Source organism: Acinetobacter sp. NPDC052428, assembly GCF_044547685.1.
In the GTDB taxonomy this organism is placed as follows: Bacteria; Pseudomonadota; Gammaproteobacteria; order Pseudomonadales; family Moraxellaceae; genus Acinetobacter; species Acinetobacter lwoffii_G.
The window spans coordinates 25877-49749 of sequence record NZ_JBIUAT010000022.1 but is presented as its reverse complement, the minus strand read 5'-3'; the positions used below and the strand labels follow the sequence as shown (position 1 = coordinate 49749).

Sequence of the window (23873 nt, the reverse complement as noted above, 5' to 3'; positions counted from 1 at the left end):
GTTCGGTTCTGTCATGAGAAAGCCCATATAAATGGGTAATGTACAAGTTGCTGTAGAAGCATGTTTAGTTCGTCTGATCACAGATACGTTATAAACTATTGTAATACTTTTTTGAATCCGTCAATGCGTAAGTCCTAATAAAATATTAATTAAACAGATGATTGTTTTTTAATTATAAAAGATATCTATTATTTTTAAATAACCTGAATCGTGGATAAGAAATTGACTTGAAAAATAAGAGGACTAGAGCTATCAGTTGAGTTACCACACCAAACTTAAAGCTCTCGTCCTGATGTTCAATAGTACTGAATTATTCTGCATAATTGATGATTTCTTTCTTAAATTTGAAGCAACTTATTGGAAATTTCTCAAACAAAGTTGTCATTCTGTAAGAGTTCGAACTGCCCCAACTGACTATCTCTGAAATTAGTTTTATCGCCATTTGGTATAAATGCTCTCATTTCAACAATTTCAAAGCATTTTTCACATGGTTAAAGGAAGATAAAAGCGCTTTATTTAATAGCTTACCCTGTTACCAACGGATGATTCACCTCATTAATATGCATCAGTTGGCACTACATGCTTTACATGTAGCCTTAATGAAAGGTCAACGGAGCCAATATTTATGGGTTGATTCAACCACTTTACCTGTCTGTAAAAACCAACGGATTCAACACCATAAATCATTATCTAAAATTGCATCTCGTGGTAAAAGTTCAATGGGCTGGTTCTATGGCTGTAAATTACATATTGTGATGAATCAACTTGGCGAAATCGTTTGTTCAACATTATCCAATGGGCATGTGGCTGACATAAAAATGGTTGAGCATTTGGTTGAGGGCTTAGAAGCAAAGCTCTATGCAGATCGTGGTTATATCAGCCAAGAATTAAAAATTAGATTGAAAGATCAAGGTATTGATTTAATTACTTATCATCGGAAGAATATGCAGGCTGTTCAACTCTGTGTATCAGATGCATATCATTTAAAACAACGTATTAAAATAGAAACATTATTCAGTCTATTGAAGGGTCAATACAATTTGGTGACGAGTAAAGCTAGAAGTATGGTAGGCTTTTTAAGTGGGACTTATGCATCGTTATGTGCATACCAATTAACTCAGCAGAATAAGCCAAAAATTCAAATTATGACGTCATTGGCTTAAACAGGATTCGGGTTATGTATAGTTTTTAGCGCATAAAGAGTGAATTATGTGACATCCATGTCACAAGAGATCTATCAGATTTAAGGTATTTAATTTCTATAGATGTGAAGCTTAAACCTTCTGAATAAACAGCTCACGATCAAAACGGTACTGCGGGAAAAATACTCCATCTTCAGCACGTTCACCCGCACCAATTACCATGACTGGATACTGTTCATCATTTAATTTCAGAATTTCACGAACCATAGGCTCATCAAAACCTTCCATCATGCAGCTGTCAAAACCATAAGCACGTAAAGCTAAGACCAGATTTTCACAAGCGAGCGCCGTTGTTTTGGTCGCCCAGAGTTTTGCATCAGCCGGACTGAAAGCAGAAACTGGCATTTGTTTATCCAGTGTACGGGCAACTTTGAAAGCCACTTTCTTAAAGTTACCAAAAGCATTCAGATAACCAGTCTTATAGTTGTAAGGAATATATTTATAGTATTTCTTAATCGCGGGCGGTGCTTCAGGAAATGGAAATTCATTCACATTACGTTTCGCCATTTCATCGATACGATCGGTACGTGCGATACAGACAATTAGCTCAGAAGCTGTTTTGGCTGCCAGTTGACTCATACAGGCTTTGACCAAACGTTTCTTCTTGCCCGGATTTTGTACCACATAAAAAGTCCAAGGCTGCAAGTTCGACGAATTTGGTGCTAACAACGCCAGATCCAGACAGGCATCCAGAATTTCGACAGGAATTGGCTTTTTGGTAAATTTACGCACCGAACGTCGGCTTTCAATCACCTTACGAAAATTATCGACATCTATATCTTGGGGTGCAGGTTCGTAATAACGTTTCTTTTCTGGATTTGAACTATCTGTTGTTTTAGAAAAGGTTTGAGAGTCTTGATTTGGCATACTTCAGATTCTTGGAAAAATAAAAGATTGAGGCAGTCTAAACTACCTCATTGAACTCATAAGTTTGAAAATTAGTTGAATTGTGTGAAATCAGGTTTACGTTTTTGCATAAACGCTTGAACCGCTTCCAGCATTTCTGGCGAGCCAACACGCTGCATGAAAATTTCTGCTTCATGGTCAATCCATTCCACAATTTCATTTACATTGTGTTTCATCAAGGCTTTGGATTGCACCAGTGATGCTAATGGCAGGGCAGAGAGTTGGGCAGCTTGTGCTGCTGCTTTAGTGTAAACATCTTCTTCAATGCTATTTACCAGACCTGCGTCGAGTGCTTTTTCGCTATTGAATTTTTGCGCAGTCAGCAATAATTCGGCCGCTTTATGATAACCCGCTTGCTGAATCAACAGCTTGCTTGAAGCGCCTTCAGGCGATAAACCCAGACTGACAAATGGAATCTGGAACAGAGCAGTATTGTCACTATAGACCAGATCACAATGTAATAAGATCGTCACGCCAATGCCGATTGCAACACCACGCACCGCAGCAATCAAAGGCTTGGAAAATTTTGCAGCGGATTTGAGTAAAACAAACGGCGGGCCTTCAGCAGCGGGTGCCTGACCTTTCTTCGCAGCAGATTTCATAAAATCCTGCATATCATTGCCCGCACTAAAGTCTGCATCCTGACCACGCAATACAACTACACGAACTTCAGGCGCCTGATCTGCTTCATCCAAGGCTTTCGCAATCCATAAATAAAGCTCGCTATATAACGCATTTTTCGCTTCCGGGCGATTAATGGCTAAAGTGAGTACACCATGTTCTAAATTCGCATTCAAATGCTCATGAGGTTGTTGAATACAGCTCAGTGTCATCGTACTATCCTTGCTTTAAAACTTAATTTGATTTTATGGGAATGATTATGTCGCATATTTATTGGGACAGCACAACTCATGAGTCATAAAAAACTGATCCCTTATGAACTATACATTTGATTATCTGGTTTTCATTGGCCGCTTTCAGCCTTTTCATCTGGCACACATGCAAACGATTAACATTGCCCTGCAGCACAGTCAACATGTGATTTTGGCTCTCGGTTCTGCACAAAATGAACGCAATATCAAGAATCCATTTTTGGCTTCGGAGCGTGAAGCCATGATCCTGTCAAATTTCAGTCCTGAAGATCGAGCTCGGATCAAATTTGTAGAAGTTATTGATGTTTATAATGATGAAAAATGGCAAAAACTGGTGAAATCGCTGGTGAATCAGGTTATTGAACCGGATGCCAACGTTGGGCTGATTGGGCATTTTAAAGATGATTCTTCTTATTATTTAAAGTTTTTCCCAGAATGGGAAATGGTCGAACTTGACAGCCTGGAAGATGCCTTATCCGCTACGCCCATGCGTGAAGCTTATTATCGTGGCGAAATTCAACGAGATAAATTTCCACAAGGCACGATTGATTTTCTAGAGAATTTCCAAAAAACCACGACCTATCAGCAGCTCAGTGAAAAATTTTCCCAGAATGATAAAACCAATCTGGTTTAAAAGTATCAGGTTGTTATGGGTTGATTCATAGTAGTTTGAGCATGCTGTTTCAAACATTCCCCAAGGATTTCTAGAGCAGGAGACTGTTCTTTCCAGTGATGCCAATACAAGGGTACTTTAATTCGCATCTCACTTGAAAGTTCAAGCAATCGACCGAACTCCAGCAAATCCCTGGTTTGATAGTCCGGCAGCCAGCCATAGCCTAGACCCATGACAATCGCATCAAAAAATGCATGGGTCGATGGAATAAAAAAGTGAGGATATTGAGCAAGGTTCAGGCCAAATTCGTGCTGAATAAATTGGGTATGGAGTTGGTCTTTTTCATTAAAAATAATGGCAGGGGCAAGGCGTAGCGCATCCCGATGTATGCCTTGATGAAACCAGTTTCGGGAAAATTCAGGCGTAGCAACGAGACGGTATTGCATCTGTCCAATCAACTCAGCCCGGCAACCTTTCATTGCCTTGGCTTCAGTACTCAAACAGGCATTGACGAGACCTGCTTCTAACAGATGATGAGTCTGAGATTGATCATCTACTTGAAAATGCAACACAATTTTATGCTGGATCAGCTGGGCTTGTAAGGTTGGTAATAGCCAGGTCGCGAGCGAATCAGCATTGGTGGCAATATTCAGACAATAGAAACCTTCCTGTTGCAATTGTCCACCCAAATCCTGCATCAGATTCTGTTCTAGCAAACGTTGATGCTGTAAATAATGCAATAAGGTTTGTCCGGATTGAGTCACACGGCAAGGCCGATCTCTCACCAGAAGCAATTGTCCCAATTTTTTTTCCAGACTTTGAACACGAAGGGTCACTGCCGAGGCAGTAATATTTAGCTGCTCGGCAGCCAGATCGAAACTTCCCGTTTTTGCAACTGCGTAAAAAGCATCACATTGTTTCGCATTCAGCATATCTGTTATCTAAAAATAATTTAGTTAAATTGATATTAACTTAGTTTTAATTAATCGCATCCATTTTGTTGAATAATTCATTTATTCAAAAAAAGGGGAATGTGATGTTCAGTTATATGATGAGTGGTTTTGCAGTGGGAATGAGCCTGATTGTCAGTATCGGTGCACAGAATGCTTTTGTATTAAAACAAGGTTTAAAACAGCAGCATGTGTTCTGGGTCTGTGTGATTTGTGCCTTGTCTGATTCCATTTTAATTCTGCTTGGCGTACTGGGCTTTGCGCGCGTCATTGAACATTATCCGGATATTGTTATATTTTCTAAATATATTGGCGCAGGATTCCTATTTTATTATGGTTTACACCATGCGATCAGCGCATTTAAATCAACAGAGGTTTTGGCACCAAGTGGTCAGCTAACAGAGCATTTTCTACAAGTACTGATGATCTGCCTGGCTTTTACCTGGCTGAATCCGCATGTTTACTTAGACACAGTCATATTGATTGGATCAATTTCAACCCAATACGCTTTAGGAAAATGGTGGTTTGCTTTAGGTGCTGTCTGTGCTTCCTGGTTTTTTTTCTTTAGTTTGGGATATGGAGCAAAAATACTGACGCCTTGGTTTCAACATCCAAAAGCATGGAAAATACTGGATGCTATTATTGCATGTACCATGTGGGGCGTCGCGGTGTCATTAATACTCAGTATTTGATTCAGGCTACGAAAGTGGATAGATTGGTTAAGAGTTGTCTAAACGTGTCATTTTAGATAGGTATCGAGAATGGTCAGCGCAGAAAACAACTCTTTTCAGTACTGCAAGCACATAGATATTTCAATATAAATTGAACTTAAAATAAACGATCTGTTTGTACAAAAAATTTATAAAATCAGAATTTTATAAGATGGCGCAAGTCTCCTGTTAGCCTAGCAGGGCCACTTATAAGAGAAAAACCAGCACAAGCATTTTGTCCGTTAGTCATGAATGATTTTACAAAAACTTCAATAAACTGGTATAAAAATAACGAAAACCTGTTCGCTCAAAAAACAAGAAAATTTAGTTTCAGATTAAGCCGTGTACTTAAATCCGATCAATAAGAAATTAAACAAGGTGGATTTAAAATTGAAAACAACAATAAAAACTGGGCTCCTTAGCTTGGCGATCTGTTTAGCTTTGACCAGTCAGTCTTTTGCAAGATCATGGACCTTAACTCCCAAAAGTGATGTCGGTTTTGAGATCAAGTCGATGGGTCTTACTGTAGTTAAAGCCAAGTTCAATCAGGTTCAATCCACGATGCAGTTTGATGCTAAAGCACCGCAAAATGCCTCAACCCATCTGGTCATGGATGTGGAAAGTTTAAGCTTTAGTAAGCCGCTATTTAAACATATGATTCTGGGCGAAGACCTGTTTTATGTAGAAAAATATAAGACTGTAATTTTTAAAAGTATCCAGTTTAAAGACTTGGGCAATGGCAAATACAATGTTTTAGGTCATTTAACCCTGCGTGGTGTGACCAAGCCTGTGATTTTCGAAACAACCTTTAAACCCAGTATGTCGAATGCCAACCTGCTTGATGTTCAGGCATCTGCCGTGATTAACCGTAGGGATTTTGGTATGAAAAAAGGAATTGCAGGGGTGGGGGATAAAGTGAATCTTCATCTATCAGGCCAGTGTGAATTGAACTAGAATAGATATAAAATATTTGATGATATGAAAGTTATCGTAAAAAAAGCCCGAATGTTTCGAGCTTCTATTCATACACAAGCATGCAATTAAGCAGCTTGCAAAGCTTTTAAATCTTCCAGAACTTGTTCTGCGTGACCTGCTGCTTTGACCTTACGGTATTCTTTGACCAGTTGGCCGTTACGGAACATAAAAGTTGAACGCTCAATGCCCATCACTTGTTTGCCATACATATTCTTTTCTTTGATTACATCAAAATGATGACACAAAATTTCTTCTTTATCGCTGATCAGGTTAATACTCAGATTTTGCTTTTCAGTAAAGTTCTGATGAGCTTTTACCGAATCACGGGACACACCAAGAATTGTAGTATTTAAAGCATCGAACTGATCTTTTAAACAGGAAAAGCCAACTGCCTGAGTCGTACAACCCGGCGTAGAATCTTTAGGATAAAAATAAATCACCAGCCATTCTGTATTTAACTGGGTTAAATTGATTTCGCCTGTCGTCGCAGGAAAATTCTGGTCAAGCAAATTAATTTCAGACATAAAAACTCCTGTTTTCTTTAAATTTTTTCAAAAAAATAAGCCACATTATAGTGGCTTATTTTATCAAAGAATCATCAGATTTTATTTCTTTGGTGCCGCTTGAGCTGATTTCATTGCTTCTTCAGTCAATGTTTTCAGCTTGCCTGTTAACTGTGGACCAAAGCATGCTTGAAGATCTTTATTCTGCTTCTGTACAAAAGCTAAAGTGCCTGGGCTTTTCTTCTGGTTAATGGTGCTTTGAATTTCCCATTTTTGTGCATTGGTTAATTTGCCATCCGCTTCAATAGCACAACCACAATATTTGCTGACTTCAGCAGCCGTCAATTTTTTACTTTTGCCAGTTTCATTTTTACAAACATTGATCAATGCAGATTTTACATTGGTGCTTTTATAAGCTTGTTGTAATTTGTCATCAGCCGCTTGAGCCGTAGTTGCGAACATAGCAGCAGCTGAAACAATTGCTGAAAGCACGATGCTTGATTTTAAATTCTTCATAAACTCTACCTTGTTATTACGGTATATAACGTGTCGGGTCTTCAACACCTGCGTCCGCAAAACCCTGTTTACGTAAACGACAACTGTCGCATTTGCCACAGGCACGTCCTTGGTCATCTGCTTGATAGCATGACACCGTTTGACTGTAGTCTACGCCATGTTCAATACCTAAGCGAATAATATTTGCTTTGGATAAATGTAACAAAGGTGTTTCAAATTTGAGCGCCTGACCCTCTACGCCAACCTTGGTCGCCAAGCGTGCCATGTTGGCAAATGCATCAATAAATTCCGGACGGCAATCCGGATAGCCGGAGTAATCGACCGCATTAATTCCGATGACAATCGCTTCAGCTTCGAACACTTCAGCTGCTGCTAAGGCGTAAGACAAGAAGATAGTATTACGTGCCGGAACATAGGTAATCGGAATGCCAGCCTGTTCATGATCGGGCACTTCAATACTATGATCGGTAAGGGCTGAGCCACCCAGATTACCCAGGTCAATATTGATGACACGATGTTCCACACCCGCACGTTGCGTTAAAGCTTTTGCTGCATCCAGCTCGGTCGTTGAACGCTGACCATATCGAAAACTGAGTGCGATACATTCATAGCGTGCCTGCGCCCAAGCCAGACATGTTGTTGAGTCTAATCCGCCAGATAACAGGACAATGGCACGAGGGCGCATAAGCTGATTCTCCAAAAAAATACTTTACAAAAAATTAACGACCAGTTTCATCATTCCATAACAACTTGTGCAGCTGTAACTGGAAACGAACAGGGAGGTGGTCTTCTAAAATCCACTGAGCCAAATCACGTGCCAGTGGTGGTAAGCGAACCGCACCTTTTTCAACCGCAAATGCAGGCGAAAACCAAACTGTACTCACTTTGTCTTGAAGTTGGTACTGTTCAAGCTGCTGTTTTGACCATTCATAATCTTCACGATTGCATATCACAAACTTGATTTGATCATGTGCATTTAAATGATCAAGATTAGAAAGCAAATTCCGTGCAACTTCACCTGAAGTTGGTGTTTTTAAATCGAGGACTTTGGAAATACGTGAATCCACTTTGGACACATCTAAAGCGCCACTGGTTTCAAGTGAAACTTCACATCCTAAATCCGCAAGTCGCTGCATCAAAGGCAGGGCATTCGGTTGTGCCAGTGGTTCACCGCCGGTCACACAGACATAAGGGGTTTTAAAATCAAGCGTGGTCTGGATAATATCGTCCAGAGACTGACGCTCACCGCCTTCAAAGGAATAGGTGGTATCACAATAGCTACAACGTAATGGACAACCGGTTAAACGGATAAATACCGTTGGCAGTCCTGCGGCATTGGCTTCACCTTGCAATGAATAGAAAATCTCCGTAATGCGTAAACCCGCAGATGGATCAGAGACAGGAATTGCGGAAGATCGAAGCGTATTCATAACAAAACTAACCAATGAGAAATAAATAACCGGGTATAAAAATAAAAATCCCTACGATTATTACTAATCGTAGAGACGAGGAGCGGTTGAAGCTCCGAGGAACACAAATGTATCCTCTAAGTTAAGACAGCTTAGTCTTCACGTAATAGATCGTTCAGACTTGTTTTAGAACGAGTTTGTGCATCAACTTTTTTCACGATGATGGCAGCATACAGGCTGTAAGTACCACATTTAGATGGAAGGCTACCAGCAACAACAACTGAACCTGCTGGTACACGGCCGTAGTGGATTTCGCCAGTGGCACGGTCATAAATCTTGGTTGATTGACCAATGAATACGCCCATTGAAATCACAGAACCTTCTTCAACGATTACGCCTTCAACGATTTCAGAACGTGCACCGATAAAGCAGTTATCTTCAATAATGGTTGGATTCGCTTGAAGCGGCTCAAGCACACCACCAATACCTACACCACCTGACAAGTGAACATTTTTACCAATTTGCGCACATGAACCTACAGTTGCCCAAGTATCAACCATCGTGCCTTCATCTACATAAGCGCCGATGTTGACATAAGAAGGCATCAAGATCACGCCTTTGGCCTGGAAAGAACCTTTACGTGCGACAGCAGGTGGTACGACACGTACGCCAGCAGCCTTGAATTGTTCTTCAGTCCAACCTGAGAATTTAGTTTCTACTTTGTCATAGAAACGAAGATCACAAGCTTCCATTGGTTTATTGTCGTTTAATTTAAATGATAACAATACCGCTTTTTTAATCCATTGATGAACAACCCATTCACCATCGATTTTTTCAGCAACACGTAGAGTACCATTGTCTAGACCAGCAATTACTTCCTCAACTGCTTGACGGATTTCAGCAGAGCAATCTGCAGCTGTAAAATTCGCACGGTCTTCAAACGCTTGTTCAATGATTGTTGAAAGCTGCGACATGATCTTCCTTCCAGAAAAAATTTTCTAGATTTTACACTATATTGCAGGAAAAATAGATGAAAGCACTAAAAATAGATGAAAAATAACCAAAAGTGTAGAAAGCGTGAAATTATTAAAGTGATAAGTGTACTTTTTCATTATGTTGAAATGTAGGAGAAGTGTTAGAAAATGCTTGGTTCTGAACAAGAAAAATTAATTTGTATCAAAAAATAACAAAAGATGAGCAAAATGTGAATAAAAAATATTTTTTAAGTCCTTTATATTGAGCCTATCACGAATAACTAATGATCAAAATAAGTTCTTTTGAGGAGAGAAATAATGAAATCTTTACATAATATTTTAGCAGTATCAGTCTTAGCTCTAGCAGCGGGTTCTGCGATGGCTGCTGATGAAACAATCGTAACAGATGAAGGCGTTGCTGAATTCTCTTTCTTTAAACCAGCTTCTGTTCGTGCTGAAGTCGGTACTACCGGTTATGGTGGTGCAATTTCCTGGAGTGCTAACCCATATGTAGGTGTAACTTTAGGTTATAACGGCGGTGATATTTCCTGGTCTGATGATTTGTCTATTAATGGTAATGACTATGATCTAGATATGGACAATAACCTGACTTATCTAAATGCTGAAATTCGTCCTTGGGCAAACTGGTTCTATATGGCAGCAGGTGTAGGTTATATTGATAATGATTATAGCTTAGAACGCCGTCCCGGAACTAATGCTTCATTTACAGTAGATGGTGAGCGTTTTAATGCGGGCACAACTGATGTTCGTATTAATGGTGATTTGTCCTACAAGAATAATCTCGCACCTTATGTAGGGATTGGTTTCTCACCAGCTATTACTAATCGTTGGGGTGTCTTTGGTGAAGTTGGTGCCTACTATAATGGAAATCCAACGGCAAATTTAAACGTAAACCCTGAAGCCCTTGGCTTGTTAGGTGATGGTGATATTCCCCGTACTCTAGGTCAGGCACTTGATGATGAAGAACGTGAAATTCGTAATGACAATAAATACGAATGGCTACCAGTAGCGAAACTGGGTGTAAGCTTCCGTTTCTAAGTTTTAGTCTTATAAAAAAAAACGGGCTTCGGCCCGTTTTTTATTTTTTAGAACAATTTTAAAAGTGATAACCCAGTTTCAAACCTAGGATCAAAGCACTGTTATCAGAAACTGCAGATAAACCTGCAATCTGTGGCGTAATAGGTTCGGATGAGGAAATTTCAGGTTTTTGAAACTTTAAATAATATAGTCCTGTAGCAATATCCCAAGTTTCTTGAATCTTATAAAGATGACCTAGTCCGATGCCCCAATAGCCATCACTCGGATTCAATGTTGAAGCCGGATTTCCTGTACCAGAATCCCATAAAAGTTCGATAGAATTTATGCCAAAAGATGGCCATTGATGGGCAAGTCCGATTTTTCCAGACCATTGATCTTTACGATAATCAATCATTCTAAAAGGTTTTACTTCAGGGAACTGTAAGGCCGCATAGTCAATTACAGCGCCAAATTTAGGCGGCTGAATGACAAAATTTTGCCAGTTCGACCAACGCAGTGTGCCATAGAGCGCATTTTGATCAGTTAAAGCTGTCTGAAAATCTAGATTCACTGACTGAGGAGTTTGAATTTCTGTATAAGGTGCTGGATTCGTACCGACAACAATCGATTCAGTGGTTTTATTGTGATGAGTGATTGCAGAACGATAGGTCAGTGCGGTTCTAAAAAAATATTCTGGAATCTGATAACTGATTCCTGCAAGCCAGCCCCAAGCGGGATCTCGTTCAAATGTGGCCCGATAACCATTGAATATATAAAATGTCTGCCCGGATAAATATAAATTTCCCTCTAAGCTTTGATAACTTAGCCCTGTATAAAAATTCCAGTTATCGTCTGGTTGAAAGCCAATTAATGAGGTCAAATTATGGCTCTTAAACTGAATGGTAGCAGCCTCAATTGGAAGTGCTGCACCTGCAAAAACAGGATCATAATGATAAGCGATATCTATAGAATAAGGCTGATCGTAAATCAGTCCCCACGACATTTGAGGATTCAACTGGACTTTTAATGCGGCATTGGAAATCAATTGGTTATGGGCAAGATTTCCTGTAGAAAAATCAGTGATGCCTAATTGTTGCAGCTCTTCGGTATGTTGTACCTGACCGCTGATATCAGGGCGGACCCAAGCTAGAGAAACTTCAGCATAATGATTTTCTTCAAAAAAAGATTGAATGGACTGACCAGATTGTTCAAACGCTGCTGCATAACCTGACTCAGAGAAAAACAAGCCCATGGAGAAAAGAGCAAATTTATGATTGATCATCTTGGTATAATTCAATTTATTATGCATGTGATTATGCTTGAAATTTGTACTCTTTATCTACTCAAAAAATAAAAAAGAGGCGATGTAGCCTCTTTGATTAAAAACTTAAAATATTGCACTTTATTCGTCTGGATAAGCCACTTTTTTCAGTGCCTTAATATCTGCGTCTGGTGAGCAGAGGGAAATAAACTCGTAGCCATAACCGCGTAATAAATGACCTTTACGCACTGCAATCCAGGTGGTATTTACGCCGAAAATATCGGTTTCAATCTGCTTTAAACGGTAATCACGCTCCGGGTCATAGGCCACATCGTTGACAATGCCGATGCCCATATTCATTTCTACATAGGTCTTGATGACATCGGCATCAAGCGCGGACATCACAATATCTACATCAAAACCAGCTTCTTCAAAGGCGGTATCAATCTTGGAGCGACCGGTAAAACCACCATGATAGGTAATAATCGGGTAGTGCGCCAGATCTTCGATGAGCACGTGTTCTTTGCTTGCCAGTGGATGATTCTGCGGGGTAATAATACTGTGTTGCCAGTTATAGTAAGGCACGCTGGCCAGATTATCTTCAGTGGTGAGTGCTTCGGTCGCAATACCGATATCCGCTTGACCTTGCAGTAGCATTTCCGTGATTTCAACCGGGCTGGCCTGTTGCAAAATCAAATGTACTTTAGGGAATTCTTTTTTGAATTGGCTGACAATTGGTGGCAACACATAACGCGCCTGGGTATGCGTCGTGGCAATCGTCAATGTGCCTTCATCGACTTTATTGAAATCATCGGCCAGACGTTTGATATTGTCGGCATCGACCAGCATGCGTTCCACAATGCCTAAAAGTGCCTGACCTGGTTCGGTTAAGCCCAGTAGACGTTTACCTTTACGGATAAATAACTGCACCCCCAGTTCATCTTCCAGATCTTTAATATGCTTACTTACCCCGGACTGTGAAGTATAAAGCGCAGCAGAAGCTTCAGTTAAATTAAAGTTTTGTCTAACCGTTTCTCGTATAATTCTTAATTGTTGGAAATTCATAATTCTCTTACCCTAGAAGAGGATGGGGCATTTTAAAGCCCCATCTTTTGATCTTAAGCGACCTGGTTTTCAAATAAATGCAAATTCACCGCACTTAACCAAACAGTTTGATTTGGGCGGAATTGATGCGCTCTCGCTTCATCAGGCGTCAGTAAAATTTCAATCAGATTGCCTTGACGGTCATTTAGCTCAGCAACTACTTTACCCGCGATCCATAATTCACGAATGAAGGTCGCCTGAATGGCATTGTCGTGTGGCTGTGCATGGATGCGTAGTTCATCTGGACGTGCGAATAAAATCACTTCACCTTGAGCGGCATTTTTTGCACCCTCAAATTGAATGCGGTCTTCGCCGAGCTGGATGATGCCTGCATGGTTCTGACCTTCAAAACGGTTCGCCTGACCCAAAAAGTCGAATACAAATGGAGTTTTCGGGGTTTCATAGACTTCACGTGGAGATCCGATCTGCTCTACATTACCTTTGTTCATTACTACGATCTGATCCGCAACTTCAAGCGCTTCTTCCTGATCATGAGTCACGAAGATCGAAGTGATATGCAGTTCGTCATGCAGGGTACGTAACCAACGACGCAGTTCCTTACGGACTTTGGCATCCAGTGCGCCGAAAGGTTCATCCAGTAATAATACACGCGGTTCAACTGCCAAAGCACGTGCCAGTGCAATACGTTGACGCTGACCACCAGAAAGTTGAGCTGGATATCGGTCAGCCAGGAAACCGAGCTGAACCAAGTCGAGTAAACGTGTCACACGTTTTTTAATTTCCGCTTCCGATGGACGAGTTTTACGTGGACGCACACGCAGGCCAAAGGCAATATTGTCAAATACCGTCATATGGCGGAACAAGGCATAGTGCTGGAATACAAAGCCGACTTCACGCTCCCGTACATGCACATTGGTGGCATCCTGACCTTCTAAAATCACTTGACCGCCATCTGCAGATTCCAGACCGGCAATAATCCGTAGCAAAGTGGTTTTACCACAGCCGGATGGGCCAAGAAGTGCGACCAGTTGACCATCTGGGAAATCCAGCGAGATATTTTTAAGTGCGTGGAATGCACCAAAGTGTTTTTCAATATTTTGTACTTGAATACTCATGTGGGCATTCCTTAAGAAACTGTTGAATCTTCATTACGTTTGTCTTGTTTTTCCTGGCGCAGTTCCACCCATGTTTTTAAAATCAGGGTCACAATTGCGAGGAGAGCCAGAAGCGAAGACACGGCAAACGCAGCACTAAAGGTATATTCGTTATAAAGAATTTCGACGTGTAGCGGCAAGGTATTGGTTTCACCACGGATATGGCCGGAAACCACCGACACCGCACCAAATTCACCCATGGCCCGCGCATTACACAGAATCACGCCATAGATCAGACCCCATTTGATATTGGGCAGGGTCACTTTCCAGAAAGTCTGCCAGCCAGATGCACCGAGTACAATCGCAGCTTCTTCTTCTTCGGTTCCTTGTGCTTCCATTAACGGAATTAGCTCACGCGCAACAAAAGGTACCGTAATAAAGATAGTCGCTAGGACAATCGCAGGCACTGCATAAAGGATCTTGATATCGTGATCCATCAGCCAAGAACCCATCCAGCCTTGGGTACCGAAAATCAGCACCAGCATCATACCCGCGATCACAGGTGAAACCGAGAAAGGGAGATCAATAATGGTGGTCAGGAATGATTTCCCCGGAAAGTTGAACTTCGCTACAGACCAGGCTGCCGCAACACCAAATACGACGTTGAGCGGTACTGCGATTGCAGCCGTCAGCAAGGTAAGTTTTACTGCCGACAGAGTATCCGGATGCACCAGCGCTTGGGTATAAACGCCAACCCCTTGTTTAAAGGCTTCAACAAAAACCAGAATCAAGGGCAGAATCAGGCAGCTTAAAAAGAAGATTAAGGCAATAGTGAGCAGCGTATAACGTACCCAAGTTGGCTCACGGGTTGCATCACGGGATTGCAACTTTTCAGCCAGCGCATTGCTGTTGGTATTTAAACTCATCGCGCAGTTCTCCCGGTACGACGGCTAGCCCATGCCTGTAATAAGTTAATCAGGAATAGCATCACGAAGGAAATCAGTAGCATGACGACAGCAATCGTGGTTGCACCGGCATAGTCATATTCTTCTAGGCGAGAAATAATCATTAAGGGTGCAATTTCCGTTTCAAAAGGCTGGTTACCAGCAATAAAGATCACTGAACCATATTCACCGACACCACGGGCAAAGGCTAAAGCGAAGCCAGTGATCAGCGCAGGCAGCAGAATTGGGAAAATCACTTTGGTCACAATCTGAAAACGGTTGGCACCCAATGCAGATGCAGCTTCTTCCAGTTCGGTTTCCAGATCGCTAAGGACTGGCTGAACCGTACGCACTACAAAAGGCAGACCAATAAAGATCAATGCCAGTGTAATACCAATCGGGGTATAAGCGACTTGAATGCCAATCGGTTCTAAATATTGACCAATCCAGCCGGTCGGTGCATATAAAGAGGTCAGGGCAATACCCGCAACCGCAGTGGGTAAGGCAAAAGGCAAATCTACCAGGGCATCGACAATACGTTTGCCCGGAAAGCTGTAACGTACCAGACACCACGCCAGTAACAGGCCAAACACTACATTGACCAGTGCAGCGACAATGGCCGCGGTGAAACTTAACTGCAATGATTTCAAGATACGTTCAGAGCTCAGGATTTCCCATAAGCCATCCCAGCCAATGCCCAGTGATTTAATAAAAACAGCTGACAGCGGGATCAAAACGATTAATGACAAATACGCTAGGGTAAAGCCTAGAGAAAGACCAAATCCTGGCAGCACTCGGGATCGCTGCGACATGATTACTCCTCAGAAGAGAGAAAGCTGATTGAAGTCAATCAGCTAAAATAAAAAAACAATTTGGGCACAAGCATAATTTGCAGCGACTAAAATGCAAATTTAAAATAATACTTGCTCTCATCAACTTTGCTGATATGGCGCATAGGGTTTTCTGAAATCAGATATTGTTCAATTTCAGGAAAAGGGCCAAAACCAGAAGCGACATTGACATGACCGACTGCACCCAGATTGATCGGTTTGATTTTCCAGGCTTGAGCCAGTATGTGCGCATCTTCAAAACTTAACCAGGGATCATTTTCACTGATCAATAACGTGGTGGGCACTTGAAGCTTGAGCTGTTGAAAATAGGCGCTGTAGTCTGTTTGACTATCACGCACAAAACCATTTTCCCCAAATCGTGCCGGATTAGCTGGTGCCACCAATAGCAGATTTTTTACTTTTGCATTGAGTTCTGGATGTCGGGCAAGGGCCGCAATACTGGTCAGACAGCCAAAGCTGTGCGCGACAATCTGAACCTCTGCTGGAATGGCTTGCAGAGTTTTGATAAATTCTGCCACCCAGATATCCAGTACCGGATGATTCCAGTCCTTTTGCTGCACACGGGAGCATCGCATCAGCCGGTGCTGTAAGCAGGTTTGCCAGTGGTTATATTCACTGCCACCTACACCGGGAACGATAAGCGTATGAATCATGTCGATGCTCCTGTATCAATCAGCCTGGAAAATTATTTCGCGCTGTTGGCTTTAACGATCTGGTCAAATACACCACCATTTTCAAAGTGGGCTTTTTGTACTTTGTTCCAGCCGCCAAATTCCTGATCAATCGTCACCAGTTTTAGTGGTTTGAACACATGCTTATATTTTTTTAAAGTGGCTTCACTACGTGGACGATAATAATGTTTGCCTGCCAGGTCTTGACCCAATGGCGAATACAGGAAGTTCAAATAACCTTGAGCCAAGTGCTGGTTGCCTTTTTTCTTGGCATTCTTTTCTACAATCGCCACCGGTGGCTCAGCCAGAATCGACAGAGAAGGGGTAATAATTTCAAATTTGCCCGGCTGTTCTCGAAGGGCTAAATGCGCTTCGTTTTCCCACGCGAGTAAAACATCCCCAATGCCACGTTCAGCAAAAGTTGTGGTTGAACCACGTGCTCCGGAATCCAAGACTTTAGTATTTTTATAAATTTTACGGACAAATTCTTGCGCAGTCTTATCGTTGCCGCCTGCCTGATGTTTGGCCCAAGCCCAAGCCGCCAGATAATTCCAGCGTGCACCGCCTGATGTTTTCGGGTTTGGCGTAATGATTGCTACGCCCGGTTTGACCAGATCACCCCAGTCCTTAATCCCTTTAGGATTGCCTTTACGCACCAGGAATACGATAGTTGAAGTATATGGGGTTGAGTTTTGCGGCAATTTCTTTTGCCAGTCCGCAGGTAATAGTTTGGCTTTTTCTGCCAGTACATCAATATCAGCAGCTAATGCTAACGTTACGACATCTGCATCCAGACCATCAATCACCGCACGTGCCTGTTTGCCTGAACCGCCATGTGATTGCTTGAAATTAACTTTTTGTCCGGTACGGCTTTCCCAGTATTTGCCAAAATTTTTATTTACATCTTCATATAGTTCCCGGGTCGGATCGTAGGACACATTGAGAAAATCACGTGCTGTTGCACCAAAAGAGGTTGCCGAGATAACAGCTGCTAAAACCCCAAGTTTTAATGTGTTTGAAATGCTCATCTGGACTGAATCTCTGATATGTTCTGTAACATAAGCGCAGAATAAACTTATTCTTTATGCATAAAAAATAATTAAAAATGAATTTAATATGAAAAAAAGAGATAAATAAACTCTTAAGTACTTGAAATAAGAATGGCCTTATAAATAAAGGCCATGATGAATTGCATTTAAAGCATTATTTTGAATGGTTGGCTTTGACAATCTGGTCAAAGATACCGCCGTTATCAAAATGCTGTTTCTGAACTTTGGTCCAGCCACCGAACTCTTTATCGATGGTCACCAGTTTTAATGATTTGAACACACTATTGTATTGCTTCAAGACATTCGCATTACGTGGACGATAAAAGTTTTTTGCAGCCACAGTCTGTCCAGCAGGTGAATACAGATAATTCAAATAAGCTTTGGCCAGATTTTCATTACCATCTTTCTTGGTATTCTTTTCTACAATCGCTACCGGTGGTTCAGCCAGAATAGACAGAGAAGGGGTAATAATCTCAAATTTCCCTGGTTGTTCGCGGACAGCTAAATGCGCTTCATTTTCCCAAGCCAGTAATACATCCCCAATCCCGCGCTCAGCAAAAGTCGTCGTGGCACCACGTGCACCCGAATCCAGTACTTTGGTCTGTTTGTAGATTTGACGGACAAAGTCTTGTGCTTTGGCATCATTGCCCCCTTTCTGGTGTTTGGCCCAAGCCCAGGCGGCTAAATAATTCCAGCGCGCACCACCTGAGGTTTTCGGGTTCGGAGTAATAATGTCTACGCTGGGTTTAACCAGATCACCCCAGTCTTTAATTCCTTTCGGATTGCCTTTACGTACCAGAAAGACAATCGTCGAGGTATAAGGTGTCGAGTTTTGCGGGAATTTCTTTTGCCAGTCTTTCGGCAGCAAACCGCGTTCTGCAATTTCGTCAATATCTGCTGCCAGTGCCAGTGTTACAACATCGGCATCCAGTCCGTCAATCACGGCACGTGCCTGTTTGCCTGAACCGCCATGTGACTGTTTATAGTTAATATCCTGACCGGTGGTTTTTTTCCAGTATGCGCTGAATTCCTTATTGAAATTGTCATATAATTCACGAGTCGGGTCATATGAAACGTTTAGGAAATCTTTTGCAGAGACACTAAAAGCGCTTGCTGATACCAGTGCTGCCAATACCCCAATTTTTAATTTACGAATGCTCATTTTTTCCTCAAGTTTTTTAGCTTTTGTTAGATGAGGCAAGAATAGCTTGAGTTTTTTTGCATAAAAAATAATTAAAAAAGAATTGGATGTGAGTAAAAGAGATATATAGGTGAAGCCTGGATATTACTGCTCAATTTATATTTTAGAGACCGTAAAAATATGCTGTATTTAAAAAATGCCCAACGTGTCAGTCATATAGAGGTGCTGGATCGTGGCTTTCATTATGGTGATGGTTGTTTTACTACGGCCCGGATTCGACATAACCGGATTGAATTGTATGATCGTCATTTGACACGTTTGCAAAACAGCAATCAGAGCTTAAGCCTGAATGCCAATCTCGATCTGATCACGGAAAGTTTACAGCTTCTCGGGGAATCAGAGGGTAAGCTGAACGGGACATTAAAGATTGTGCTCAGTCGTGGAGTGGGTCAGCGCGGTTATAGTTTGCCGGATCATCCCGCAGATCTCTGGCTGTTTTATTATCCTCAAAACATACAGGATTTTAAGTTTGAACAGATTCAAAGTGGCGTATTGCAGCAGGCAGTGGGATTGACTATGCCCAGTCTGGTTGGACTGAAAACCCTGAACCGCCTGGAGCAGGTTTTACTGAAACAGGAAGCAGATCAACGCGGCTGGCCTGAGGCAATAGTGACAGATATACAAGGTGGCATTGTCGAAGGGGTGAGCAGTAATTGTTTCATTCTTATAAAGAATACATGGATTACGCCAGAACTCCGTTATAATGGCGTCTTCGGTGTCATGCGTGCAGAAATTCTACAACGTATGCAAGATCAGGGAATTAACTGTCAGCAGCGCTGTATCGATATGGATGAAATCAACCATATTCAGAGCCTGTTTTTCTGCAATGCACTCAGCCCGATGAAAATTGTCACGCAATTTGAGCAGCGCGCCTTGGATGGCGATGCTTGTATTGAACTTTTTAACCGTCTTCGATTAAATCAGATGTCTTAATATGTCAGCTTCCAAACCTAAAGCCAAAAAGAAAAATAAAGCGAGATTCTCCTCATCTTTCAAAGGAATTGCCTTAGTCCTGATTGGTATTGCCTTGATCTTGGCGTTGATCCTGAAAAGCAGTTTGTGGAAGGATTATCCTGTAGAAGGAAAAAAACAGCTGCTCGCGATCGAATCTGGTCAAACCTATTCCGGTTTTATTGATCGCCTGGCTAAAGAAAATCAGGTGAGTTTCCCGATCATTCTCAAGCTGTATCAGCGCATCATGATTCATGACACCATGAAAGCGGGCGTGTATGAAGTACGCCAAGGCATGAGCATCCGTCAGGTTTTGGAGATGATTTCCGATGCAGACAATGCCCAGATGAGCCGGATTCTGGTAATTGAGGGAACGACCTTTAAGCAATTGATTGATGCTCTGAAGAAAAATGATCTGGTTACTAAAGAAGTGCTGCATCTGCCTACCGCGCAATTACTCAAAGAACTCAATATTCCGTTTTCACATCCTGAAGGGCTGTTTGCACCGGATACTTATTTCTTTGCCAAAGGTGAAACTGACCGTAAAATTCTGACCAATCTGTATCAACGCCAGATGAAAGCATTGGATGAGGCGTGGGCGAAACGTGCAAGTGATTTGCCGTATCAGAATAAATATGACGCGCTGATCATGGCATCGATTGTTGAAAAAGAGACCAGTGTGGATCGTGAATTGGAACAGGTTTCTGGGGTGTTTGTACGCCGTTTAAAAATTGGCATGCGTTTACAGACCGATCCAACGGTGATTTATGGAATGGGTGACAGCTATAACGGCAATATTACCCGTAAGGATTTACGCACACCGACGCCGTATAATACCTATACCATTTCAGGTTTGCCGCCAACGCCGATTGCCTTGCCAAGCAAGAAAGCCATTGAAGCAGCCATGCATCCAGATAATTCTGACAATCTGTATTTTGTTGCTACCGGCAATGGTGGGCATAAGTTCACGAGCAATCTGAATGACCACAATAAAGCCGTACAGGAATATCTGACGACTTTACGCTCGAAAAATAAGGAATGAGTATGTTTATTAGCTTTGAAGGCACAGAAGGTGTAGGTAAAACCACGCTCATTCGTTCGATCTATGAAGATTTTATCGCACAGGGTAAAGATGTCATTTTGACTCGTGAACCGGGTGGAACCCCAATGGCTGAGCAGATTCGCTCACTGTTGCTGGCTGTGAACCATGAAGAAGCCATGGCGCATGATACCGAGCTGTTATTGATGTATGCGGCGCGTGCCCAGCATCTGGCACAAGTGATTCTGCCTGCATTGGAAGCCGGGAAAATTGTCCTGTGTGACCGTTTTAGCGATGCCAGCTTTGCCTATCAATGTGCAGGTCGGGGTCTCAATGAAACAAAGTTGCAATTACTGAATGACCACTTTGTCGCACGCATGCCGGACATCACGTTCTGGTTAGAAGCACCTATTGAACTGGGGATGAACCGAGCACGTGAACGTGGTGCGCTGGATCGCTTTGAACAGGAAAAAGTCACTTTCTTTGAGAAAGTGAGAGCGGGATATGAAACTTTATGGCAACGTCATCCTGAACGGATCAAACGTCTGGATGCAACTCAAACGCCTGAGCAGGTATTTGAGCAGGCCTTAAGTTATTTAAAATAAGCTTGGAATTAAAATACTTTTTATTTAATTTTTCTCTAGGTTTATCTGTGAAGAATCTTCTATATTAAGACTGATATAGAAGATTTTTTTAATAAGATGAAAACGACCAAAACAGAGATAGAACAATTTTTACAACAAGAATTTCCACAAAGCCTGGAGAAGTGCCGGATTGAAGCCATTTCTCCGCGTGGAGCCATTTTACTTTATCAGGTGAGATCAGAAGAATTGCGTCCAGGCGGCACTGTTTCTGGTCCAACCATGATGACCTTGGCGGATTTTGCTCTTTATGTCGCCATTCTGGGTGAAATTGGATTGGTCGGTTTGGCCGTGACCACTAACTTGAATATCAATTTTTTACGTAAACCTTCTGGTGGAACGGATATACGGGGAGAATGTAAGCTGATCAAGGTCGGCAAGGCACTGATCGTGGGAGAAGTCTGGATTTATTCGATAGATCATGAAGAACCTGTGGCGCATGTGACCGGAACATATTCAATTCCACCACAACGTTAAATATTTGAAATTAGAAGACTGGCTATAAATAGCCTAAGCTGACTTTGAGCAAATAAAAATCTAAAAAGAAAAGGAGATATCATCCAAGGATGTTATCTCCATCGACTTTTAACAATTCACCAAAGGTGTTTCCACTTCAAAATTTGGTGGGACCAGGACTGTTTTGCGTAGTTCTGGTAGCAGCTCTGGATAATCCAGGGTGAAATGCAGACCGCGAGATTCTTTGCGGTGCATGGCACAGCGTACAATCATCTCGGACACCAGCACCAGATTACGTAACTCAATCAGATTTTTGCTGACCTGGTAATCCTGATAATACTCGGTAATTTCTTTTTTCAGCATTTCAATACGATGTAATGCACGTTCCAGACGCTTCGTCGTGCGTACGATTCCGACATAGTTCCACATGGTTTGACGCAGTTCATCCCAGTTTTGCAGAATCACCACATCCTCATCCGGGTTGGTCACCTGAGAATCATCCCAAGCTGGGACTGCAGGAGCTGGCTGATCGGCCTTGAAATTTTTCTGAATGTGCTTGGCTGCACTCATTCCATAGACAAAACATTCTAAAAGTGAGTTACTGGCCATACGGTTAGCACCATGCAGGCCAGTATAAGAGGTTTCCCCAATTGCATAGAGTCCAGCAATATCAGTCTGACTGTTTTCATCGACCACGACGCCACCGCAAGTGTAATGGGCTGCCGGAACGACTGGAATCATGTCTTTGGTAATATCGATCCCTAGTTCAAGCAAACGGGCATACAGAGTAGGGAAATGCTCTTTGACAAAGCTTTCATCTTTATGGGTAATGTCCAGCCAGACATGACGAATACCGAGACGCTTGATTTCATAGTCGATGGCACGTGCCACAATATCACGCGGTGCGAGTTCGGCGCGTTCGTCAAAACGCAGCATAAAGCGTTCACCATCAGGCAGGCGCAGATAAGCGCCTTCGCCACGCATTGCTTCAGTAATTAGGAAAGAACGTGCTTGTGGATGATAAAGGCAGGTCGGGTGAAACTGGTTAAATTCCATGTTGGCGACCCGGCAGCCGGCACGATAAGCCATGGCAATACCATCACCGGTAGCAATGTCGGGATTTGAGGTGTAAAGATAAGCTTTCATAGCACCGCCACAGGCAAGGGCGGTAAATGGAGCCAAGAAGGTATGCACTTTTTCAGTTGTTTCATCCAGGGCATATAAACCCAGCGCACGATTATCGCCGTCTAAACCAAGCTTTTGCGAACAGATCAGGTCAATCGCAATATAATTTTCAAAGATTTTAATATTCTGTTTTTCTTGGGCCCGTTGTACCAAGGTGGTGGAAATGGCACGACCAGTCGCATCGGCCGCATGAATAATTCGGCGCTGTGAATGACCACCTTCACGGGTGAGATGTAACTGTTCCTGTTCATCCAGAGTAAATTGCACGCCGTGTTTCAGCAGGAAATCAACTGAAGGTTTGCCACCTTCTACCGTCTGTTTAACCGCATCCATTTCACATAGCTGTGCGCCTGCAATCATCGTGTCATCAATATGCTGTTCAATTGAGTCCATTTCATCCAATACTGCGGCCACGCCGCCTTGAGCATAAAAGGTACTGGCATCTGTCAGGGTGGATTTCGCTAAGACTGCAATATTAAAATGATCTGGGAGCGATAAGGCTAAACTTAAACCAGCACCGCCACTGCCCACAATAATGACGTCAAATTGATGGGTAAGGGATAAATTAGACATGTCCATCAGCTAATTTTAAAAAAAGTTTGGTAATAACAGCGCTTTTTTGTACAAAAGGCAAGCGTTGAAGTGCTCATTTATTGATGAAAAAAATTAATCAAAGCCTTAACTTAATGCTTTAATAGTGAGATATTGCCCAGAATAAAGTATTGAAACATATTATTACTTAAACTTTACAGTGTTTGTGATAAAACCTATTTACATAAATTTATCAACAATTTGAG

General features: G+C 42.1%; 25 protein-coding genes and 1 pseudogene. 9 read left to right on the top strand and 17 right to left on the bottom strand.

The features are described from left to right. The first annotated feature begins 292 nt into the window (after positions 1 to 292). A pseudogene (locus tag ACIG3F_RS11705) lies at positions 293 to 1163 on the top strand (IS982 family transposase). A 111-nt stretch (positions 1164 to 1274) separates the two neighbouring features. On the opposite strand, the gene ACIG3F_RS11700 reads toward ACIG3F_RS11705, so the two are convergent. After that, complete coding sequence (locus tag ACIG3F_RS11700) at positions 1275 to 2069, bottom strand: nitroreductase family protein (RefSeq protein ID WP_396470114.1); 795 nt, start codon at positions 2067 to 2069, stop codon at positions 1275 to 1277. 71 nt (positions 2070 to 2140) lie between these two features. Continuing rightward, complete coding sequence (locus ACIG3F_RS11695; RefSeq protein ID WP_004731699.1) at positions 2141 to 2941, bottom strand: enoyl-CoA hydratase-related protein; 801 nt, start codon at positions 2939 to 2941, stop codon at positions 2141 to 2143. Positions 2942 to 3044: 103 nt separating this feature from the next. On the opposite strand from ACIG3F_RS11695, the gene ACIG3F_RS11690 reads away from it, so the two are divergent. Further along, on the top strand, positions 3045 to 3614 hold the full coding sequence (locus tag ACIG3F_RS11690; RefSeq protein WP_396470113.1) for a nicotinate-nicotinamide nucleotide adenylyltransferase: 570 nt from the start codon (positions 3045 to 3047) through the stop codon (positions 3612 to 3614). Between the two features lie 5 nt (positions 3615 to 3619). On the opposite strand, the gene ACIG3F_RS11685 is transcribed toward ACIG3F_RS11690, so the two are convergent. Next, entirely contained in the window at positions 3620 to 4525 is a 906-nt protein-coding gene (locus ACIG3F_RS11685) for a LysR family transcriptional regulator ArgP (protein ID WP_396470112.1), read from the bottom strand. A 104-nt stretch (positions 4526 to 4629) separates the two neighbouring features. On the opposite strand from ACIG3F_RS11685, the gene ACIG3F_RS11680 reads away from it, so the two are divergent. Both ACIG3F_RS11680 and ACIG3F_RS11675 read left to right on the top strand, forming a co-directional pair. After that, complete coding sequence (locus ACIG3F_RS11680) at positions 4630 to 5235, top strand: LysE/ArgO family amino acid transporter (protein ID WP_004279088.1); 606 nt, start codon at positions 4630 to 4632, stop codon at positions 5233 to 5235. Between the two features lie 408 nt (positions 5236 to 5643). After that, entirely contained in the window at positions 5644 to 6207 is a 564-nt protein-coding gene (locus tag ACIG3F_RS11675) for a YceI family protein (RefSeq protein WP_396470111.1), read from the top strand. Between the two features lie 86 nt (positions 6208 to 6293). On the opposite strand, the gene ACIG3F_RS11670 is transcribed toward ACIG3F_RS11675, so the two are convergent. The 5 genes from ACIG3F_RS11670 to dapD form a co-directional block, all read right to left on the bottom strand. Further along, a complete protein-coding gene (locus tag ACIG3F_RS11670) occupies positions 6294 to 6752 on the bottom strand; it encodes a peroxiredoxin (RefSeq protein WP_396470109.1) in 459 nt (152 codons plus the stop codon). Between the two features lie 81 nt (positions 6753 to 6833). Continuing rightward, positions 6834 to 7247: a hypothetical protein gene (locus tag ACIG3F_RS11665; RefSeq protein ID WP_005097581.1), complete on the bottom strand. Its 414-nt coding sequence runs from the start codon at positions 7245 to 7247 to the stop codon at positions 6834 to 6836. 16 nt (positions 7248 to 7263) lie between these two features. Then, positions 7264 to 7932 carry a 7-cyano-7-deazaguanine synthase QueC gene (gene queC, locus ACIG3F_RS11660; protein WP_005097579.1) on the bottom strand — a complete coding sequence of 223 codons (669 nt, stop codon included), beginning with the start codon at positions 7930 to 7932 and terminating at the stop codon, positions 7264 to 7266. 34 nt (positions 7933 to 7966) lie between these two features. Next, positions 7967 to 8677, bottom strand: coding sequence for a 7-carboxy-7-deazaguanine synthase QueE (gene queE, locus ACIG3F_RS11655; RefSeq protein ID WP_396470108.1), 711 nt, complete (start codon positions 8675 to 8677; stop codon positions 7967 to 7969). Positions 8678 to 8808: 131 nt separating this feature from the next. Then, positions 8809 to 9630, bottom strand: coding sequence for a 2,3,4,5-tetrahydropyridine-2,6-dicarboxylate N-succinyltransferase (gene dapD, locus ACIG3F_RS11650; protein ID WP_004645637.1), 822 nt, complete (start codon positions 9628 to 9630; stop codon positions 8809 to 8811). Positions 9631 to 9948: 318 nt separating this feature from the next. On the opposite strand from dapD, the gene carO reads away from it, so the two are divergent. Beyond that, on the top strand, positions 9949 to 10689 hold the full coding sequence (gene carO, locus ACIG3F_RS11645; protein ID WP_374952570.1) for an ornithine uptake porin CarO: 741 nt from the start codon (positions 9949 to 9951) through the stop codon (positions 10687 to 10689). Positions 10690 to 10747: 58 nt separating this feature from the next. On the opposite strand, the gene ACIG3F_RS11640 is transcribed toward carO, so the two are convergent. The 8 genes from ACIG3F_RS11640 to ACIG3F_RS11605 all read right to left on the bottom strand — a co-directional run bounded on the left by ACIG3F_RS11640 (position 10748) and on the right by ACIG3F_RS11605 (position 18765). Next, complete coding sequence (locus tag ACIG3F_RS11640; protein ID WP_396470107.1) at positions 10748 to 11977, bottom strand: OmpP1/FadL family transporter; 1230 nt, start codon at positions 11975 to 11977, stop codon at positions 10748 to 10750. A gap of 93 nt (positions 11978 to 12070) precedes the next feature. Next, complete coding sequence (locus ACIG3F_RS11635; RefSeq protein ID WP_148334599.1) at positions 12071 to 12994, bottom strand: CysB family HTH-type transcriptional regulator; 924 nt, start codon at positions 12992 to 12994, stop codon at positions 12071 to 12073. A 53-nt stretch (positions 12995 to 13047) separates the two neighbouring features. After that, on the bottom strand, positions 13048 to 14109 hold the full coding sequence (locus tag ACIG3F_RS11630; protein WP_085064085.1) for a sulfate/molybdate ABC transporter ATP-binding protein: 1062 nt from the start codon (positions 14107 to 14109) through the stop codon (positions 13048 to 13050). An 11-nt stretch (positions 14110 to 14120) separates the two neighbouring features. Beyond that, positions 14121 to 15014, bottom strand: a complete 894-nt coding sequence (gene cysW, locus ACIG3F_RS11625; RefSeq protein ID WP_004279077.1) for a sulfate ABC transporter permease subunit CysW — start codon at positions 15012 to 15014, stop codon at positions 14121 to 14123. Next, the gene (gene cysT / locus ACIG3F_RS11620) at positions 15011 to 15844 is read right to left on the bottom strand and encodes a sulfate ABC transporter permease subunit CysT (RefSeq protein WP_004279076.1); all 834 of its coding nucleotides are present in this window, start codon (positions 15842 to 15844) and stop codon (positions 15011 to 15013) included. The genes cysW and cysT overlap by 4 nt, the downstream gene beginning before the upstream one ends. 86 nt (positions 15845 to 15930) lie before the next feature. Continuing rightward, positions 15931 to 16536 carry an RBBP9/YdeN family alpha/beta hydrolase gene (locus ACIG3F_RS11615; protein WP_396470105.1) on the bottom strand — a complete coding sequence of 202 codons (606 nt, stop codon included), beginning with the start codon at positions 16534 to 16536 and terminating at the stop codon, positions 15931 to 15933. A 32-nt stretch (positions 16537 to 16568) separates the two neighbouring features. After that, a complete protein-coding gene (locus ACIG3F_RS11610) occupies positions 16569 to 17582 on the bottom strand; it encodes a sulfate ABC transporter substrate-binding protein (RefSeq protein ID WP_396470104.1) in 1014 nt (337 codons plus the stop codon). A gap of 175 nt (positions 17583 to 17757) precedes the next feature. Then, on the bottom strand, positions 17758 to 18765 hold the full coding sequence (locus tag ACIG3F_RS11605) for a sulfate ABC transporter substrate-binding protein (RefSeq protein ID WP_396470103.1): 1008 nt from the start codon (positions 18763 to 18765) through the stop codon (positions 17758 to 17760). Between the two features lie 159 nt (positions 18766 to 18924). Here ACIG3F_RS11605 and pabC point away from each other — a divergent pair, with 159 nt between their 5' ends. From pabC to ACIG3F_RS11585, 4 genes are all read left to right on the top strand, one after another. Then, complete coding sequence (gene pabC, locus ACIG3F_RS11600; protein ID WP_396470102.1) at positions 18925 to 19737, top strand: aminodeoxychorismate lyase; 813 nt, start codon at positions 18925 to 18927, stop codon at positions 19735 to 19737. Between the two features lies 1 nt (position 19738). After that, positions 19739 to 20797 (top strand): endolytic transglycosylase MltG, encoded by a 1059-nt coding sequence (gene mltG / locus ACIG3F_RS11595; protein WP_396470101.1) that lies wholly within the window; start codon positions 19739 to 19741, stop codon positions 20795 to 20797. 2 nt (positions 20798 to 20799) lie between these two features. Further along, the gene (gene tmk / locus ACIG3F_RS11590) at positions 20800 to 21399 is read left to right on the top strand and encodes a dTMP kinase (protein ID WP_396470100.1); all 600 of its coding nucleotides are present in this window, start codon (positions 20800 to 20802) and stop codon (positions 21397 to 21399) included. Positions 21400 to 21495: 96 nt separating this feature from the next. After that, positions 21496 to 21912, top strand: a complete 417-nt coding sequence (locus tag ACIG3F_RS11585; protein ID WP_396470099.1) for a PaaI family thioesterase — start codon at positions 21496 to 21498, stop codon at positions 21910 to 21912. Between the two features lie 108 nt (positions 21913 to 22020). Here the strand turns inward: ACIG3F_RS11585 and nadB are convergent, their stop codons facing one another. Beyond that, positions 22021 to 23655 carry an L-aspartate oxidase gene (nadB, locus tag ACIG3F_RS11580; protein WP_396470097.1) on the bottom strand — a complete coding sequence of 545 codons (1635 nt, stop codon included), beginning with the start codon at positions 23653 to 23655 and terminating at the stop codon, positions 22021 to 22023. Positions 23656 to 23873 lie beyond the last annotated feature (218 nt).